This window comes from Streptomyces sp. NPDC055962 (assembly GCF_042270185.1).
Lineage (GTDB): Bacteria > Actinomycetota > Actinomycetes > Streptomycetales > Streptomycetaceae > Streptomyces.
The window spans coordinates 1-13,635 of record NZ_JBHJYN010000014.1 but is presented as its reverse complement, the minus strand read 5'-3'; the positions used below and the strand labels follow the sequence as shown (position 1 = coordinate 13,635).

The 13,635-nt window shown below is 72.4% G+C and carries 17 protein-coding genes; 8 read left to right on the top strand and 9 right to left on the bottom strand.

The window, feature by feature from the left end:
• Positions 1 to 32: 32 nt before the first annotated feature.
• From ACFC51_RS29945 to ACFC51_RS29925, 5 genes are all read left to right on the top strand, one after another.
• A complete protein-coding gene (locus tag ACFC51_RS29945) occupies positions 33 to 476 on the top strand; it encodes a hypothetical protein (protein ID WP_376374456.1) in 444 nt (147 codons plus the stop codon).
• Positions 477 to 478: 2 nt separating this feature from the next.
• Positions 479 to 1,498 carry a PHP domain-containing protein gene (locus tag ACFC51_RS29940; protein ID WP_376531796.1) on the top strand — a complete coding sequence of 340 codons (1,020 nt, stop codon included), beginning with the start codon at positions 479 to 481 and terminating at the stop codon, positions 1,496 to 1,498.
• 108 nt (positions 1,499 to 1,606) lie between these two features.
• Positions 1,607 to 2,569 (top strand): iron-containing redox enzyme family protein, encoded by a 963-nt coding sequence (locus ACFC51_RS29935; protein ID WP_376374451.1) that lies wholly within the window; start codon positions 1,607 to 1,609, stop codon positions 2,567 to 2,569.
• Positions 2,570 to 2,613: 44 nt separating this feature from the next.
• A complete protein-coding gene (locus tag ACFC51_RS29930; protein WP_376531794.1) occupies positions 2,614 to 3,297 on the top strand; it encodes a HemK2/MTQ2 family protein methyltransferase in 684 nt (227 codons plus the stop codon).
• Positions 3,281 to 3,481: a CDGSH iron-sulfur domain-containing protein gene (locus ACFC51_RS29925; protein WP_376531792.1), complete on the top strand. Its 201-nt coding sequence runs from the start codon at positions 3,281 to 3,283 to the stop codon at positions 3,479 to 3,481. Before ACFC51_RS29930 ends, ACFC51_RS29925 begins: the two co-directional genes overlap by 17 nt.
• A 6-nt stretch (positions 3,482 to 3,487) precedes the next feature.
• Here the strand turns inward: ACFC51_RS29925 and ACFC51_RS29920 are convergent, their stop codons facing one another.
• On the bottom strand, positions 3,488 to 4,726 hold the full coding sequence (locus ACFC51_RS29920) for an aromatic acid exporter family protein (protein ID WP_376531790.1): 1,239 nt from the start codon (positions 4,724 to 4,726) through the stop codon (positions 3,488 to 3,490).
• A gap of 129 nt (positions 4,727 to 4,855) precedes the next feature.
• On the opposite strand from ACFC51_RS29920, the gene ACFC51_RS29915 reads away from it, so the two are divergent.
• Both ACFC51_RS29915 and ACFC51_RS29910 read left to right on the top strand, forming a co-directional pair.
• Positions 4,856 to 5,038 (top strand): DUF6480 family protein, encoded by a 183-nt coding sequence (locus tag ACFC51_RS29915; RefSeq protein WP_376374441.1) that lies wholly within the window; start codon positions 4,856 to 4,858, stop codon positions 5,036 to 5,038.
• The gene (locus tag ACFC51_RS29910; protein ID WP_376531788.1) at positions 5,035 to 5,649 is read left to right on the top strand and encodes an endonuclease; all 615 of its coding nucleotides are present in this window, start codon (positions 5,035 to 5,037) and stop codon (positions 5,647 to 5,649) included. The genes ACFC51_RS29915 and ACFC51_RS29910 overlap by 4 nt, the downstream gene beginning before the upstream one ends.
• A 6-nt stretch (positions 5,650 to 5,655) precedes the next feature.
• Here ACFC51_RS29910 and ACFC51_RS29905 read toward each other — a convergent pair whose 3' ends face one another.
• From ACFC51_RS29905 to ACFC51_RS29870, 8 genes are all read right to left on the bottom strand, one after another.
• Positions 5,656 to 6,405 carry a hypothetical protein gene (locus ACFC51_RS29905; RefSeq protein ID WP_376374436.1) on the bottom strand — a complete coding sequence of 250 codons (750 nt, stop codon included), beginning with the start codon at positions 6,403 to 6,405 and terminating at the stop codon, positions 5,656 to 5,658.
• A gap of 161 nt (positions 6,406 to 6,566) precedes the next feature.
• Positions 6,567 to 6,761, bottom strand: coding sequence for a hypothetical protein (locus ACFC51_RS29900; protein ID WP_376374433.1), 195 nt, complete (start codon positions 6,759 to 6,761; stop codon positions 6,567 to 6,569).
• A gap of 136 nt (positions 6,762 to 6,897) precedes the next feature.
• Entirely contained in the window at positions 6,898 to 7,779 is an 882-nt protein-coding gene (locus ACFC51_RS29895; RefSeq protein WP_376374430.1) for a phosphatidylinositol-specific phospholipase C/glycerophosphodiester phosphodiesterase family protein, read from the bottom strand.
• A 233-nt stretch (positions 7,780 to 8,012) separates the two neighbouring features.
• Positions 8,013 to 9,131 (bottom strand): acyl-CoA dehydrogenase family protein, encoded by a 1,119-nt coding sequence (locus tag ACFC51_RS29890; RefSeq protein ID WP_376374428.1) that lies wholly within the window; start codon positions 9,129 to 9,131, stop codon positions 8,013 to 8,015.
• Entirely contained in the window at positions 9,128 to 10,318 is a 1,191-nt protein-coding gene (locus ACFC51_RS29885) for an acyl-CoA dehydrogenase family protein (protein WP_376374425.1), read from the bottom strand. Before ACFC51_RS29885 ends, ACFC51_RS29890 begins: the two co-directional genes overlap by 4 nt.
• Entirely contained in the window at positions 10,315 to 11,283 is a 969-nt protein-coding gene (locus tag ACFC51_RS29880; RefSeq protein WP_376374423.1) for an NADPH:quinone oxidoreductase family protein, read from the bottom strand. The genes ACFC51_RS29885 and ACFC51_RS29880 overlap by 4 nt, the downstream gene beginning before the upstream one ends.
• A gap of 102 nt (positions 11,284 to 11,385) precedes the next feature.
• A complete protein-coding gene (locus tag ACFC51_RS29875) occupies positions 11,386 to 11,985 on the bottom strand; it encodes a helix-turn-helix domain-containing protein (protein WP_376374420.1) in 600 nt (199 codons plus the stop codon).
• Between the two features lie 88 nt (positions 11,986 to 12,073).
• Positions 12,074 to 12,805: a PIG-L deacetylase family protein gene (locus ACFC51_RS29870; protein ID WP_376374417.1), complete on the bottom strand. Its 732-nt coding sequence runs from the start codon at positions 12,803 to 12,805 to the stop codon at positions 12,074 to 12,076.
• A gap of 212 nt (positions 12,806 to 13,017) precedes the next feature.
• Between ACFC51_RS29870 and ACFC51_RS29865 the strand changes: the two genes are divergently transcribed.
• Entirely contained in the window at positions 13,018 to 13,590 is a 573-nt protein-coding gene (locus ACFC51_RS29865) for a rhodanese-like domain-containing protein (protein WP_376414790.1), read from the top strand.
• Positions 13,591 to 13,635: the final 45 nt, after the last annotated feature.

Sequence of the window (13,635 nt, the reverse complement as noted above, 5' to 3'; positions counted from 1 at the left end):
GCCGCTCCGGGTACGTGTGCACAGTCGTAGACATGAGTGAGAGCCGCGGCCCCGACGGGCCTGACGCAGACCACGTACGGCCCTCCGGGGCCGGCGACACGACCGTGGAGGCGCTCGGGGCGCTGTCGGAGGCGCTGGAGACCGTCGAGCGTGCCCGGGGGCAGTTGTACGGGTTCCATCAGCTCACGGGCGGTGCGGACCTGGCGCTGGACCGCGCACTCGAACTGCTCCGAATGGGGGGCCACACCGAGCAGGCCGACCTGGTGGAGCGGGAGATCGTGGGCCGCAACGTCATTCCCGGCCGGTGGACCTTCCAGGTCGTGGAGGAGTACGACGACACGTACTACCGGCCGTTCGTCGAGGTCGAGCGTCGGGTCAGGCAGGAGGTCCTGGGCGGGCGCCGCCATGTCTACGAGGCGGAGATGAAGGAAGCCCGGCGGACGCCCGGGCACCCCGGACACACGGCGCGGCCCTGATCATGGATCCGGCAGAGGCCCTGCGGCGGATCGCGTTCCTCCTGGAGCGGTCCATGGCGGCGACGTACCGGGTGAAGGCCTTCCGCACGGCGGCGGAAGCGATCGGCGGCATGGGCGACCAAGAGGTGGCCGAGCGGGTGGCGCACGGCTCGCTGGAGACCGTGCGCGGCATCGGACCCAAGACGGCCAAGGTGATCCGTGAGGCGGTCGGGGGTGCGACGCCCGGGTATCTCGCGTCGCTGGAGGCAGAGGCGTCGGCGCCGTTGGCCTCGGGCGGTGAGGCGCTCCTCGCGGCCCTCCGGGGCGACTGCCACCTGCACTCGGACTGGTCCGACGGAGGCAGCCCGATCGCCGAGATGGGCCGTACGGCGATCGAGCTGGGTCACGAGTGGGCGGTGCTCACGGACCATTCCCCGAGGCTGACCGTGGCCAACGGGCTCTCGACCGGGCGCCTGCTCGACCAGTTGGCGGTCGTGGCGGAACTCAACGAGCAGTGGGCGCCCTTCCGTCTGCTCACCGGGATCGAGTGCGACATCCTGGCCGACGGATCCCTCGACCAGGACCCCGACGTGCTGGAGCGACTCGACGTGGTGGTCGTGTCGGTCCACTCGAAGCTGCGCATGGACAGGGCGGCGATGACGGAGCGGATGCTCGCGGCCGTGCGCAGTCCGCACGCGGACATCCTGGGGCACTGCACGGGACGGCTCCTCGGTGGGAAGACGCGTCCGCAGTCGGAGTTCGACGCCGAGCGGGTCTTCGCCGCGTGTGCCGAGGCGGGCACGGCGGTGGAGATCAACTGCCGCCCGGAACGGCTCGATCCGCCGCGCGCTCTCCTCAGGCAGGCTGTCGACTCGGGAGCGCTGTTCTCGATCGACACGGACGCGCACGCCCCGGGTCAGCTGGACTGGCAGATCTACGGCTGCGCGCGGGCGGAGGAGTGCGAGGTCCCCGAGGAGCGGGTCGTCACCACCTGGCCCCTGGACCGGCTCCTGCGTTGGACGGCGGAGAAGGCGCGCTCGTAGGCCCGTTCCCGGGGTCAGCTGTGAGGACGCGCCGGACCCGGCCGTCCGGCGTACAGTCGATCACGGTCGTCCACGTGACTCCGGGCACGCCGGGGCAGGAGGAAGCCGATGTCAGCTCAGCGCACAGGCCCTTCTCTTCCGCGGGCCCGCGGGCCGCTCTCCGCAGGGGTGACCGGCCGTCTGCGGGACGAGGGCGCCCTGCCGGATCCTGAGGCCGCCGGGGCCGCCGACCCCTACGGCGAGGACCTCCAGCTCGCCCTCTACGTCTGCTACGAGCTTCACTACCGGGGTTTCGCGGGAGTGCGCCCCGAGTTGGAGTGGGACCCCCCGCTGCTGGCGGTGCGCGCGGCACTGGAGGACCGCTTCCTGGCCGCCGTGCGGCGCGACGCCCCCGTGGCCGCGGACCTCGACGAAGCGCTGGCCGCTCTCCTGGTGGAACCCGTCCACGGATCCGGCGTCTCCTGGTTCCTCCAGGAGCAGGGCGAGTTGCGCCATGTGCGTGACTACGCGATGCAGCGCTCGCTGTACCACCTCAAGGAGGCCGACCCGCACGCCTGGGTGCTCCCCCGGCTCAGCGGCCGCGCCAAGGCGGGCATGGCGGCGATCGAGTACGACGAGTTCGGCGCAGGACGCGCCGACCGCGTGCACGCCCAGCTGTTCGCCGGTCTGATGACCGATCTGGGCCTCGACGCCACGTACGGCCGCTACGTGGACGAGGGCCGCGCTCCCATGCTGGCCCTGGTGAACATGATGTCGATGTTCGGCCTGCACCGCGGGCTGCGCGGAGCGCTGGTGGGCCATTTCGCCGCCGTCGAGATCACCTCCTCCCCCGCATCCCGCCGTCTCGCCCACGCCATGAAACGCACCGGAGCGGGCCCGGCCGCGGAGTTCTTCTACACCGAGCACGTCGAAGCGGACGCGGTCCACGAGCAGGTGGTGCGCCGCGACGTGATCGGCGGCCTGCTCGACGACGAACCCGCCCTGGCGGCCGACATCGCGTTCGGCATCGGCGCCACCTCGTTCCTCGAGGACCGGCTCGGGGACCGGCTGTTGGCGGACTGGCGGTCCTGACCCCGCCCGGCCGCCCGCAGGATCAGCATCGAAGGGAAACGCAGATGTCCGCAGACATGACACAGGACACCCGTCCCACCCGGTTGATGACCCTTCCCGGGGTGTACGCGCCCCAGCACGACACCCGCCTGCTCATGGCCGCCCTGAACCGGGAGGACATCGGTCCGGGCACCGAGGTGCTGGATGTCGGGACCGGCAGCGGCGCGCTGGCCCTGCACGCGGCGCGCGTGGGTGCGCGGGTGACTGCCGTGGACATCGCCCGCCGGTCCGTCATGACCGCCCGGCTCAACGCCCTCCTGCACCGGCGGCGGATCAGCGTTCGGCGCAGTGACCTGTTCTCGGCGCTGCCGGGCCGGTCCTACGACCTGGTCATCTGCAACCCGCCGTATGTGCCGTCGCCTGTGGGGCGGCTGCCCGGACACGGTGCGGCGCGGGCCTGGGAGGCGGGTTGCGACGGCCGGGCGGTCCTCGACCGGGTCTGCGAGACCGCCCCGGCCGCGCTGCGCCCCGGCGGCCGTCTCCTGCTCGTGCACTCCGGCCTCTGCGACAGCGAGATGACCCTGAGCCGGCTCGCGTCGGCGGGACTGCGGGCCCGGGTGAGCGACCGGGCCCTGGTCCCGCTCGGACCCGTCCTGCGCTCCCGGCTGAGCTGGCTCAGGGAGACGGGCATGGTCGGCCGCGGGGAGACGGCGGAGGAACTGGTGGTCATCCGTGCCGAACAAGCCTGAACACCCCTGCCGGATCACACTCGGCGACGAGGGGCCGCTGCTCGTCGAGGGGCCGGTGGAGGTCGTCTGCGCGGACGGCAGTGCGGCCGTCTCCGACCGTTTCGTCGTGGCCGTCTGCATGTGCCGCCGCAGCCGTATGTACCCGTGGTGCGACACGAGCCACCGGCGCCGTTCACGGGACTGACGGCGCTCACTCGCCGAGCCGCAGGCGCGCCGGCGTCACGCCGCGGAGCCGGCGGGACATGGCCCGCAGACGCGGGTGGCGTTCGTGGGCCTCTGCGGAGCGGCGGTCCAGCTCCTCGCCCAGCCGTTCGGTGCGCTTCTCGATGTCGAGCTCGTCGAGGATGCGGTCCACCTCCGCGAGCAGTGCACCGTGCAACTGCCACTGCCTGGGGTGTTCCTGCACGTCCTCCAGCAGGAGATCCGCGATGTGGTCGCGCGCGGCGCGGCTGCGGGCGAGCGCGTCGGCCAGCACTTCCTCGGCCTCCTCGCCGCTCTCGGCCAGCGGGGTGGTGATCATGACGGCGAATCCTTCGATGGCGTCGGACATGTGACCGAACAGCTCCCTGAGGCCCCTGGCCACGTCCTCGGGGAAGAGCGCCTCGTCGGTGCGTGCCTTCGCGAGGTCGGTGAGGGTGCGGGTCAGGACGCGCAGTACCACGGCGCAGATCTCCAGCGTGTCGAGGCCGGTCCGCAGGACGACACGGGAGAGCAGCCCCTGTCTGACGCGGGGGTTGAGCATCAGGCTCTCCTCGGCCTGCCGCAGGGACGCGTCGACCTCGACGATGTCGTGGTCCAGCCGGCGTGCCTCGTGCAGACGCGCGGCGGCCTCCCTCACCGGGTGGTTGCCGCCGACCTCCTCCCCCAGGGCCCGGAACATCGTGCCCATCCTCTTCCCGAGTCCGCCGATGGAGACGCCGGCCGACTCGACCCAGACGGGCGGTGCCAGCAGGAGGTTGAAGAGTAGTCCCACCCCGGCACCGATGAGTGTCTCCAGCACACGCAGCCAGGCACTCGCAGCCACCTGCGAGACGCCGAGGACGAGCATCGCGCTGATCGCCACCTCGGGCACGAATTCGTTGACCCGGACCAGACGTCCGATCAGCAGGGAGGTGAAGATCGTCAGCCCCAGGCTCCACCAGCTCAGTCCCACCAGGGCACTGAAGCCGCCGGAGATCAGGACCCCGACGACGACGGCGTTCACACGGCGGATACCGGTGGTGAGCGTGGCGTAGAGCGTCACCTGGACCACGAGGAGGGCGGTGAGAGGGGCGGTCAGCGGTGAAGGGTGCGGATCGGGCAGGACCCACTGGGCCACCACGAAGGCGATGACGGCCGCCGCCGTCGACCGGAGCGTCTGGACCGCGGCCGGCTCGGTGGTGCGCTGGACGAGTTTGACGACGGGCTCGGGCGTGGAAACGGCAGGCATTCCTTGACGGTGCCCCGAAGCGCGGTGCCGCAGCGCTTCGGGGCCCGGTCGGACTCCGTACGGACGTACGCGGGTGCCGCCATCGGCAGCGGCCTCGCGGATACGGCCACTCGGGAGGATGGTTGACGTATGGCTATCTCACTCACGCCGCCCGGGGAGACGCCTCCCGCCGAGGGCTGCATAAGCGAAGCACACGTCGAGCGCCCCGACGGAGGGATCTGGGAACACCCTGGGGTCTGGGCGGCTGTGGTGCTGCTGGGCTCGCTCGTGGTCGCCGGTTACTTCATCGCCCGTGTCTTCGGCTTCACGTGAGCGCGCGCGGGACCCTGGAGGAGCTGCTGGAGCGGCACGGCACCACATACGCAGGCGAGGCCGGGATCCGGCTGCGGGACACCCCCCGGCCGCTGTACCAGCTGCTGGTCCTGAGCCATCTGCTCTCCGCACGGATCCGAGCGGAGATCGCGGTGGCCTCGGCGCGGGCGCTCTTCTCGCACGGGCTGCGGACCCCACGCCGTATGGCCGACGCCACGTGGCAGGAGCGCGTCGATGCGCTGGGCGAGGGCGGCTACCGACGGTTCGACGAGCGGACGTCCACCCAGCTCGGGGAGGAGGCTCTCCTCCTGCTCGACGCGCACGGAGGCGATCTGCGCCGCCTGCGCCGGGAGGCCCAGGGTGACACGGACATGCTGGGCGCGGGCCTCCGCCGCTTCCCCGGGATAGGGCCGGCCGGTGCCGACATCTTCCTGCGCGAGGTGCAGTCGGTGTGGCCGGAGACAGCACCGCACCTCGACGCCAAGGCCCTCCAGGGCGCGGAACGGCTGGGGCTGCCCACGGAACCGGACGAGCTGCTCCGGCTGGCGAACGGCGAGGATCCGGCCGTGCTGGCCGCCGCGCTGGTGCGGGGCGCGCTGGACAGTGGCTGAGAGGGTTCAGCCCGTCGGCCGCCGCTTGCCCGGCTTGGTGGAGCGGCCCTCCACGAGCGCCCGCCGGATCCGGGCCGCCGACGCGCGGGCGTGGTCCGTGGTCGCCGTGCGGTCGGCCACCGACGTGACGAAGCGGTGCGTCGGGCGCAGGCACTGGCCGCACGGTGTGTCGGTGGTGAGCAGGTAGCCGTCCTCGCACTGGGGATTCGCGCAGTGTCCTGGGCCCACGAGCGCCTCGGCGACCTCCTGCGGGGCCCAGCGGCGCCGGCCGTCCTCGTCCTTCTCGTGCAGGGCGTGCGACCAGCGGACGTTCCACCGGCGTTCGAGCCGCTCCAGGAGCTGGTCGGGGGTGCGCCGGCCGAGTTCCTGGTGGATCAGGTCGTGGACGGTGCGCGGGTGGCGGTGGCCGAGCGCCTGGACCAGCGGTTGCGGGAGCGCCTGGAGGATGTATCCGACCGGGTCTCCGCCCGCTCGCTGGCGCCACTCCCGGCAGGAGCAGGGACCCTCGGGGGGAAGTACCCGCTGGCACCGGCCGCACCGGCCCCGGCACTCCGCGCAGAGTCCGTCGTCGAGCCCGTCCAGGTGGGGTGCGGGCGCCCGGCCGCAGTCGCGACAGCAGGCGGCGCAGGGACCGCACAGGCGTTCGTCCCCGTACTTCGTCGTCCACTGACGCTGCTGGCAGCGGCAGCACAGGGCGTTGTTGCAGTACTCGTGGTGGGCGGCGCCCGACTGGCGTCCGGGGGGCGGGTATGACATTGCTGCGTTCTCCAGGTGCGTGGCGAGGAGCGGTCAGGTCCAAGCCATGTCGACGAAGCGCGCGCAGGGGCCCTCGGACGACGGTATCGCCCCGGCCGGGCCCCGTGCCGCGCTGTGCCACGATCGGTCGACATTCTCCCGCACCCGGACGGTGCGCGGTGTCAGGGCCGCAGGCCGCTGACGACGTCCGCGGTCGCGGTGATCCCTTCGTGGATGGTAGGAGCCATGCTGGTCCCCGCGAGGAGGAATCCCAGCAGGGCGCACACGATCGCGTGCGAGATCTTGAGCCCCCCGTTGCGCAGGAAGATCGCTGCGAGGACCAGCAGGAGCAACACCACTGAGATCGAAACGGCCATGGCCAACCTCCTCCGCCGCGCCGGAATTGCGGCATTCGGCGGCCAGTGTGGCGCAGCAGCCGGGCCGTTCGGCGCACTGGCGTGTCCGCCGAACGGGTGTTCACGCACGGTGACGGGGCTCGCCCTCCGACGCGGGTCAGCCGCGCGGGCGCCCGCCCCGCTCGCGGCGTCGGAGGAAGGTCTCCAGCCCTGCCAGATCGTCGGTGTTGAGGTGGTCGACGCCCGCTGCGACGAGCTCGGTCCACACGGCGTCCCGCTCCGGACCCGCGAGGTCGGGCGTACCCCAGAAACGGACCCGTTGCCCCCTCGCGTGGGCCGCAGCGACGGACGTACGGAGCAGGTCCCGCTCGGCGGCGGGGAAGGGGCCGGTCCCCCGCCAGCCGAAGATCGTGCTCCAGTTGCCGCTGATCAGCGGCATGAAGGAGGCAGGTGCCGCGGTGCCGAGGTCCTCCGGCCGGCCGTCGTAGAAGGCGTACCGGGTGGTCTGCGCCTCCATCGGGGTCCTGGCCGCGCGGTCTCCCGAGATGACGGGGGTGACCGCCCCGGTGCGGACCCGACCGTGGACGGAGCTGCTGAGGATCGCACGGTAACGGCGGAGCACCCGGTCGAGTGCGAGGTAGGTGGCGGCGCCGTCGGACTTGATGTCGATCAGCAGGTGCAGCGGATCGGGGTACCCGGCGTGGACGGTGCCGTGGTGGGCGCGGACCCGGGCCAGCAGGGGGTCGAGGTAGAGCGAGACGAGGGTGCGTGCGGGGTCCAGGCTCCCGGCCTCGTGGGCGACGAGCAGTTCGCCGTCGACGAGGAAGATGTCCGCCTCGACGCTGGTGAAGCCGTGCGCGAGCGCGTCGTGGAGCGGACGTGCGTGCAGGTAGTCGTTGTGGGCGTGGGCCCTTGCCAGCGGTCGCGGGCGATGAGGGCGCGCGGGCGTGGCGGCGGCGGCCTGGGCAGGGATGAACACGCCTGCTGCGGTGGTGGCGAGGGCGGTGGTGACGACTCTGCGACGGGTCAGGTGTGCCATGGGGTCTCCCTGAAGCGGTGGGGCGGGCAGAGCGGGCGGGGGGACGCGACGAGTATGGAGGCGCGGACGCAAGGAAAGGCAGGTACCTGCCAAGAGTTGGATCCGTCGTCGTCCGCGCGTCGGTTGTGCCCCGCCTGCTGTTCCCCTGCCCACCGCCCACTCCGGTGGGGCGCCGGACATGAGCGCGCGGGGGTGCACGCGATCGGTCACGTGCACCCCCGCCATGGCCCGCACTACGGAGCCGGGAGCTCCACCAGGCCGGCGACGGACTCCCGGTGACGTCCCGCGGTCCCGAACGCGATCGAGTCGGCCTTGGCCCGCTTCAGGTACAGGTGCGCGGGATGCTCCCAGGTCATGCCGATCCCGCCGTGCAGCTGGACGCACTCCTCCGCCGCGTGCACCGCGACCCCGGAGCAGTAGGCCTGTGCCACGGCCACCGCGAGCGGGGCGTCCGGGCTGCCGGTCGCCAGCGCGTCGGCGGCGTTGCGTGCGGCGGCGCGCGCGGAGACGACCTCCAGCCAGAGCTGAGCCATCCGGTGCTTGAGCGACTGGAAAGAGCCCACCGGCCGGTTGAACTGATGGCGTTCACGGGTGTGGCGGACGGTCTCGGTCAGACACCACTCGGCCAGTCCGAGCTGCTCCGAGGCGAGCAGCCCGGCGCCGGCGAGCAGTCCCCTGCCGACGGCCTCCCCCGCGGGACCCGCCTCGGCGAGCCGGGTCCCGGTGGCCCCGGCCAGGGTGATCTTCGCGAGGGGCCGGGTGAGGTCCAGCGCGACGAGCGGCTCGACGGTGACGCCGTCCCCTCCGGTCTCCACCGCGTACAGCCCGTCGGCGGTCGGGACCAGCAGGACATCGGCCGCCGCCGCCTCCGCGACGCCGGTCACGGTCCGCTCCAGGGTGCCGGTCAGCGTCGCGGCTCCGTCGGAGGGAGGTGTGGCGAACGGCAGGGCCAGGACCGCGGTCCTGCTGCCCGCCGCCAGCTCGCCGAGGAGTCCGGCGGCCGGACCGTCCTGGATGCCGAGCGCGAGGAGGATCTCGGTCGCGACGACGGCACTCGTCAGGTAGGGCGCAGGAGCGACGCTGCGGCCGAGCTCCTCCAGGACCACCGCGGCCTCACGGTGGCCGGCTCCCTGACCGCCGAGCTTCTCCGGCACCAGCAGTCCGGCCGCCCCGATCCCGGCGGCGAGTGATTCCCACAGCCGCAGGTCGTACGGCGTGTCGGACTCGATCCCGGCGATCACGGCCGGCGCGTCGGCGCGGTCGGCGAGCAGCGACCGCACGGCGGAGCGCAGGTCCTCCTCCGCCTCCGAGTAGAGGAGGTCGGGCGCCTGGCCTTCGGTCTGTGTGGTCATCGGGAAAGATCCTTCCAGGCGACGTCCTTGTCGTTACGCGGTTCGACGGGCAGACCGAGCACACGCTCGGCGACGATGTTGAGCAGGACCTCGCTGGTCCCGCCCTCGATGGAATTGCCCTTGGACCGCAGATAGCGATAACCGGCGTCGCGTCCCGTGAAGTCGACGATCTCGGGGCGGCGCATGGTCCAGTCGCCGTACAGCAGGCCTTCGTCGCCGAGGAGTTCGACCTCGAGGCCGCTGATCTCCTGGTTGAGGCGGGCGAACGCGAGCTTCATGCCGGAGCCCTCGGGGCCGGGCTGGCCGGCGACGAGCTGCTGGCGCAGCCGTTCGCCCGTGAGCCGGGCGACCTCGGCCTCGACCCACAGCGTGAGCAGCCGCTGGTGAAGGTCGTGGGTGCGCAGCGCGGGCTGTTCCCGCCAGGTCTTCGCGACGGTGCCGATCATGCCGCCCTCGCGGGGGATGCGGGCTCCGCCGATCGAGACGCGCTCGTTCATCAGGGTGGTCTGGGCGACCTTCCAGCCGTCGCCCACGGGTCCCAGCCGCCTGCTGTCCGGGATGCGCACGCCGGTGAGGAAGACCTCGTTGAACTCGGCCTCACCGGTGATCTGGCGCAGTGGCCGCACCTCGACACCGGGATCGGTCATGTCGCAGATGAAGTAGCTGATGCCGCGGTGCTTGGGGACGTCCGGGTCGGTGCGGGCGATCAGGATCGCCCAGCGGGCCACATGGGCGCTGGACGTCCAGACCTTCTGCCCGTCGACCACCCAGTCGTCGCCGTCCCTGACCGCGCGCGTACCCAGCGCCGCGAGGTCGGATCCTGCACCGGGCTCACTGAAGAGCTGGCACCAGACCTCCTCGCCGATCCACAGCGGCCGCAGGAAGCGCGCCTTCTGCTCGTCGGTCCCGTAACCGAGGATCGTCGGGGCGGCCATGCCGAGGCCGATGCCGATGCGGCGGGGGTCGTTGTCAGGGGCGCCGGCGGCCGCGAGTTCGGCGTCGACGACGGGCTGCAGGGAACGCGGCGCGTCCAGTCCTCCGAGCCCGACGGGATAGTGCACCCAGGCCAGGCCCGCGTCGAAGCGTGCCGCGAGGAAGTCCGCACGTCCGGTGGTCGCCGGCGGGTGGGCCGCCAGCAGCTCCTGGGTGAGACCGCGGATCTGTGCCGCGTCGATGGCGGTGCTCATCGGGTGCCTCCTGACGGCAGGACGACGATCCGGCCGGTGCTGGTGCCGTCGGCCACGCGCTGGACCGCTCGCGCCGCGTCGGCCATGGGCACACGCTCGCTGATCAGCGGCTTGATGACGCCCTGCGCGGCGAGCTTGGTGAGCTCGTCGTGGCAGGCACGTACGGCGGCGGGGTCCTTCGTGTTGTAGAGACCCCAGTGGAGTCCGGCGATCGAGTAGTTCTTCACCAGGGCGTGGTTGAGTCCGGGCGCGGGGATGGTGCCGCTCGCGAAGCCCACCACGACGACGCGGCCTTCGAAGGCGATGCACTTGACCGACTTGGCGTAGGCGTCACCGCCGACCGGGTCGTAGACGACATCGGCGCCGCGTCCGCCCGTGGCCTCCTTCACCGCCGCGACGATGTCCTCGCTCCGGCGGTCGATGACGAGGTCGCAGCCCAGTTCACGGGCGATCGCGGCCTTCTCAGGTCCGCCGACGACCCCGATGACGGTGGCGCCGGCAGCCTTGCCGAGCTGGACCGCCGCGCTGCCGACGCCCCCCGCGGCCGCGTGCACCAGCAGCGTCTCACCGGCCTGCAGGTGTGCGCGCCGGTGCAGGCCGAACCAGCCGGTCTGGTAACCGATGTGCAGTGCGGCGGCTTCGGCGTCGTCCAGGGCGTCGGGGGCCGGGAGCAGGGCAGCCTCGTCCGCGACGACGTACTCGGCGAACCCGCCCTGCGGGAGTGCGGGGGTGGCGAGCACCCGCCGGCCGTCCGACGTCTCGCCGCAGATCTCCACACCGGGGGTGAACGGCAGCGGGGGCCTCACCTGGTACTGGCCGCGGCAGAGCAGCGCGTCGGGGAAGTTGATGTTCGCCGCGCGTACCTCGAGCAGCACCTGCCCGTCCCCGGGCGTCGGCCGGTCCGTCTCCTCGAGCTCCATCACCTCGCTCGGCTCGCCGTTCCGGTGCACTCGCCATGCCTGCATGAGGGGCCTCCACAACACTGTCGGCATTACCACTGCTCCGGCGCATACTAAGCGGTCGCTTGCCGGTCTGGGAACACCTCTCGCCTGTCGGTCCGGCACCGGTCACGAACGTTTCGGCCTGGCCCTCACGTGCATGCGCTCCCCCTGCGGCCCGAACAGACTGATGAACTCGACCGGCTCGTCGCCCGCGGGGCCGAACCAGTGCGGCAGCCGTGTGTCGAACTCGGCGGCCTCACCGGGGGCCAGCACCAGGTCGTGGTCGGCGAGCTTGAGGCGCAGCCGGCCGTTGAGCACGTACAGCCACTCGTACCCCTCATGGGTGCGCTGCTCGGGGGTCTCCGTGCAGGGGGCCTCCTGGATGACCTTGTACGCCTGGAGCCCGCCCGGCCTGGCGGTGAGGGGAAGGGAGGTCTTCGCCCCCTGGACGATCGGCTTCGCCTTGACGCGCGGATCACCGACCGGCGGGGCACCGACGAGGTCGTCGAGCGGCACCTCGTGGGCCCGGGCGATCGGGAGCAGCAGCTCCAGACTGGGGCGCCGCCCACCCGATTCGAGGCGGGAGAGGGTGGAGACGGAGATGCCGGTGGCCTCGGACAGCGCGGCGAGCGTGACGCTGCGGTCCTTGCGCAGACGGCGCAGCCGCGGGCCGACCCCGGTGAGTACGGCGTCGAGCTCGGGGTCGTCCTGATTCTGTTCCTTCATGCCGTCCATTGCAGAATCGGCAAGGTCGTTTGTCAATCAGTTGCTCCCCGGCCGGCGGTCGGTCCACTCCGAGGAGCGACGGGGCGGCTCAGCGCGGGAAGACCTCGAAGGTGACCGCCGGGCGACCGCCGAACCGCTCGGCCGCCGCCGCGTTGAGGTCCGACAGGAAGGTGCGGCAGTACGCCTCGGGGTCCTCGTCCGTCAGCACCTCGATGTAGGTGCGGTGAGCCAGCAGCGACTGCACGGAACGCTCGAATCCCGGTGCCGCGTCGACGGCGTGGGTGGGCCGGTCGGTGCCCGCGACGGCGACCCAGCGCACCCCGTCCCACGGTTCGAGGCCCTGCTCGCCCAGCTCCGGGAAGATCCAGCGGTTCCCCGCGTCACCGGCGGCGTCCAGGGTCGCCCGGCCGACGGCGAGGTGGTCGGGCGTGTTCCAGGCGACGCCGCCCCAGGTGTCACGGTGGTTGAGGGTGATGAGAAGCTCGGGCCTGTACCGGCGGACGGCGGCGGCGATGTCCCGGCGCAGAGCCGTGCCGTACTCGATGACGCCGTCAGGGTGACTGAGGAACTCCACCGTCTTGACACCGACGACGGCGGCGCTCGCCCGCTGCTCCCGCTCGCGCAGCGGAGCACACTCGGCGGGGGCGATCGTGTCGATACCGGCCTCGCCACGGCTCGCCATGACGTAGATGACCTCGCGCCCCTCGTCGGTCCAGCCGGCCACCGCGGCGGCACAGCCGTACTCCAGGTCGTCGGGGTGGGCGACCACCGCCAGCGCCCGGTGCCAGTCGGTGGGCATGGATTCCAGCTGCTCAGTCATGCCCGGCAGACTATCCGGCGGAAGGTGACGGACGCCTGCATTCCGGAAGAGCTTCGGGGCAGGGGCATGGAGTTGCTCCGGCCGGAGGCGCCGTACCGTCAGCCGCACCGAACCGGAGCTTTATACCCCTAGGGGTATTGTTGACGTCGGGGCGCCGGGGTGAGCAGGACCCCGGCCGACCCCGCACCGGCGACCGAAAGGAAACCCCGCTCGTGATCAGCCCCGCCTCCCTCTCCCCCTCCGAGGCCGCGGCCCGCCTGGAGGAGTTCACCGTCATCGACGTACGGGCTCCCGGCGAGTACGCGTCCGGACACGTGCCCGGCGCCCTGAACGTGCCGCTGGACCGGCTTCCCGAGGCGGTGCCCGCCCTGAAGTCGGCCTCGGCCCGTGGCTCCCTGCTGGTGGTGTGCGCTTCCGGCGTACGGTCCACCCGGGCCTGCGAGATCCTCGCCGACGCCGACATCGACGCCACCGCCCTGACGGGCGGGACCTCCGCCTGGGAGGGCGACGGCCACGGGCTGGACCGTCCGTCGGGCGCCCGTGCGACCTGGCCGATGGAGCGCCAGGTGCGCCTCGCGGCCGGCTCCCTGGTCGTGGCGGGCCTGGTGGCAGGCCGGCGCCTCCCGGCGGCGCGATGGCTGTCGGCGGGCATCGGCGCCGGCCTCGTCTACTCCGCAGTGAGCAACACCTGCGGGATGGCGGCCGCCCTCGCGAAGCTCCCGCACAACCGCGCGCCGCGGTCGGCGGCCGGCCTGGAGGCCACGCTGGACACCCTCCAGGGCTGATCCCCCGCGGCCCGCGACCGCCCCGCCCGGGAGCCGGGCGGGGCG

Coding starts and splice junctions, on each gene's coding strand:
- ACFC51_RS29945 (WP_376374456.1), top strand. CDS start 33: ATGAGTGAGAGCCGCGGCCCCGACGGGCCTGACGCAGACCACGTACGG.
- ACFC51_RS29940 (WP_376531796.1), top strand. CDS start 479: ATGGATCCGGCAGAGGCCCTGCGGCGGATCGCGTTCCTCCTGGAGCGG.
- ACFC51_RS29935 (WP_376374451.1), top strand. CDS start 1,607: ATGTCAGCTCAGCGCACAGGCCCTTCTCTTCCGCGGGCCCGCGGGCCG.
- ACFC51_RS29930 (WP_376531794.1), top strand. CDS start 2,614: ATGTCCGCAGACATGACACAGGACACCCGTCCCACCCGGTTGATGACC.
- ACFC51_RS29920 (WP_376531790.1), bottom strand. CDS start 4,726: ATGCCTGCCGTTTCCACGCCCGAGCCCGTCGTCAAACTCGTCCAGCGC.
- ACFC51_RS29915 (WP_376374441.1), top strand. CDS start 4,856: ATGGCTATCTCACTCACGCCGCCCGGGGAGACGCCTCCCGCCGAGGGC.
- ACFC51_RS29905 (WP_376374436.1), bottom strand. CDS start 6,405: ATGTCATACCCGCCCCCCGGACGCCAGTCGGGCGCCGCCCACCACGAG.
- ACFC51_RS29900 (WP_376374433.1), bottom strand. CDS start 6,761: ATGGCCGTTTCGATCTCAGTGGTGTTGCTCCTGCTGGTCCTCGCAGCG.
- ACFC51_RS29895 (WP_376374430.1), bottom strand. CDS start 7,779: ATGGCACACCTGACCCGTCGCAGAGTCGTCACCACCGCCCTCGCCACC.
- ACFC51_RS29890 (WP_376374428.1), bottom strand. CDS start 9,131: ATGACCACACAGACCGAAGGCCAGGCGCCCGACCTCCTCTACTCGGAG.
- ACFC51_RS29885 (WP_376374425.1), bottom strand. CDS start 10,318: ATGAGCACCGCCATCGACGCGGCACAGATCCGCGGTCTCACCCAGGAG.
- ACFC51_RS29880 (WP_376374423.1), bottom strand. CDS start 11,283: ATGCAGGCATGGCGAGTGCACCGGAACGGCGAGCCGAGCGAGGTGATG.
- ACFC51_RS29875 (WP_376374420.1), bottom strand. CDS start 11,985: ATGAAGGAACAGAATCAGGACGACCCCGAGCTCGACGCCGTACTCACC.
- ACFC51_RS29870 (WP_376374417.1), bottom strand. CDS start 12,805: ATGACTGAGCAGCTGGAATCCATGCCCACCGACTGGCACCGGGCGCTG.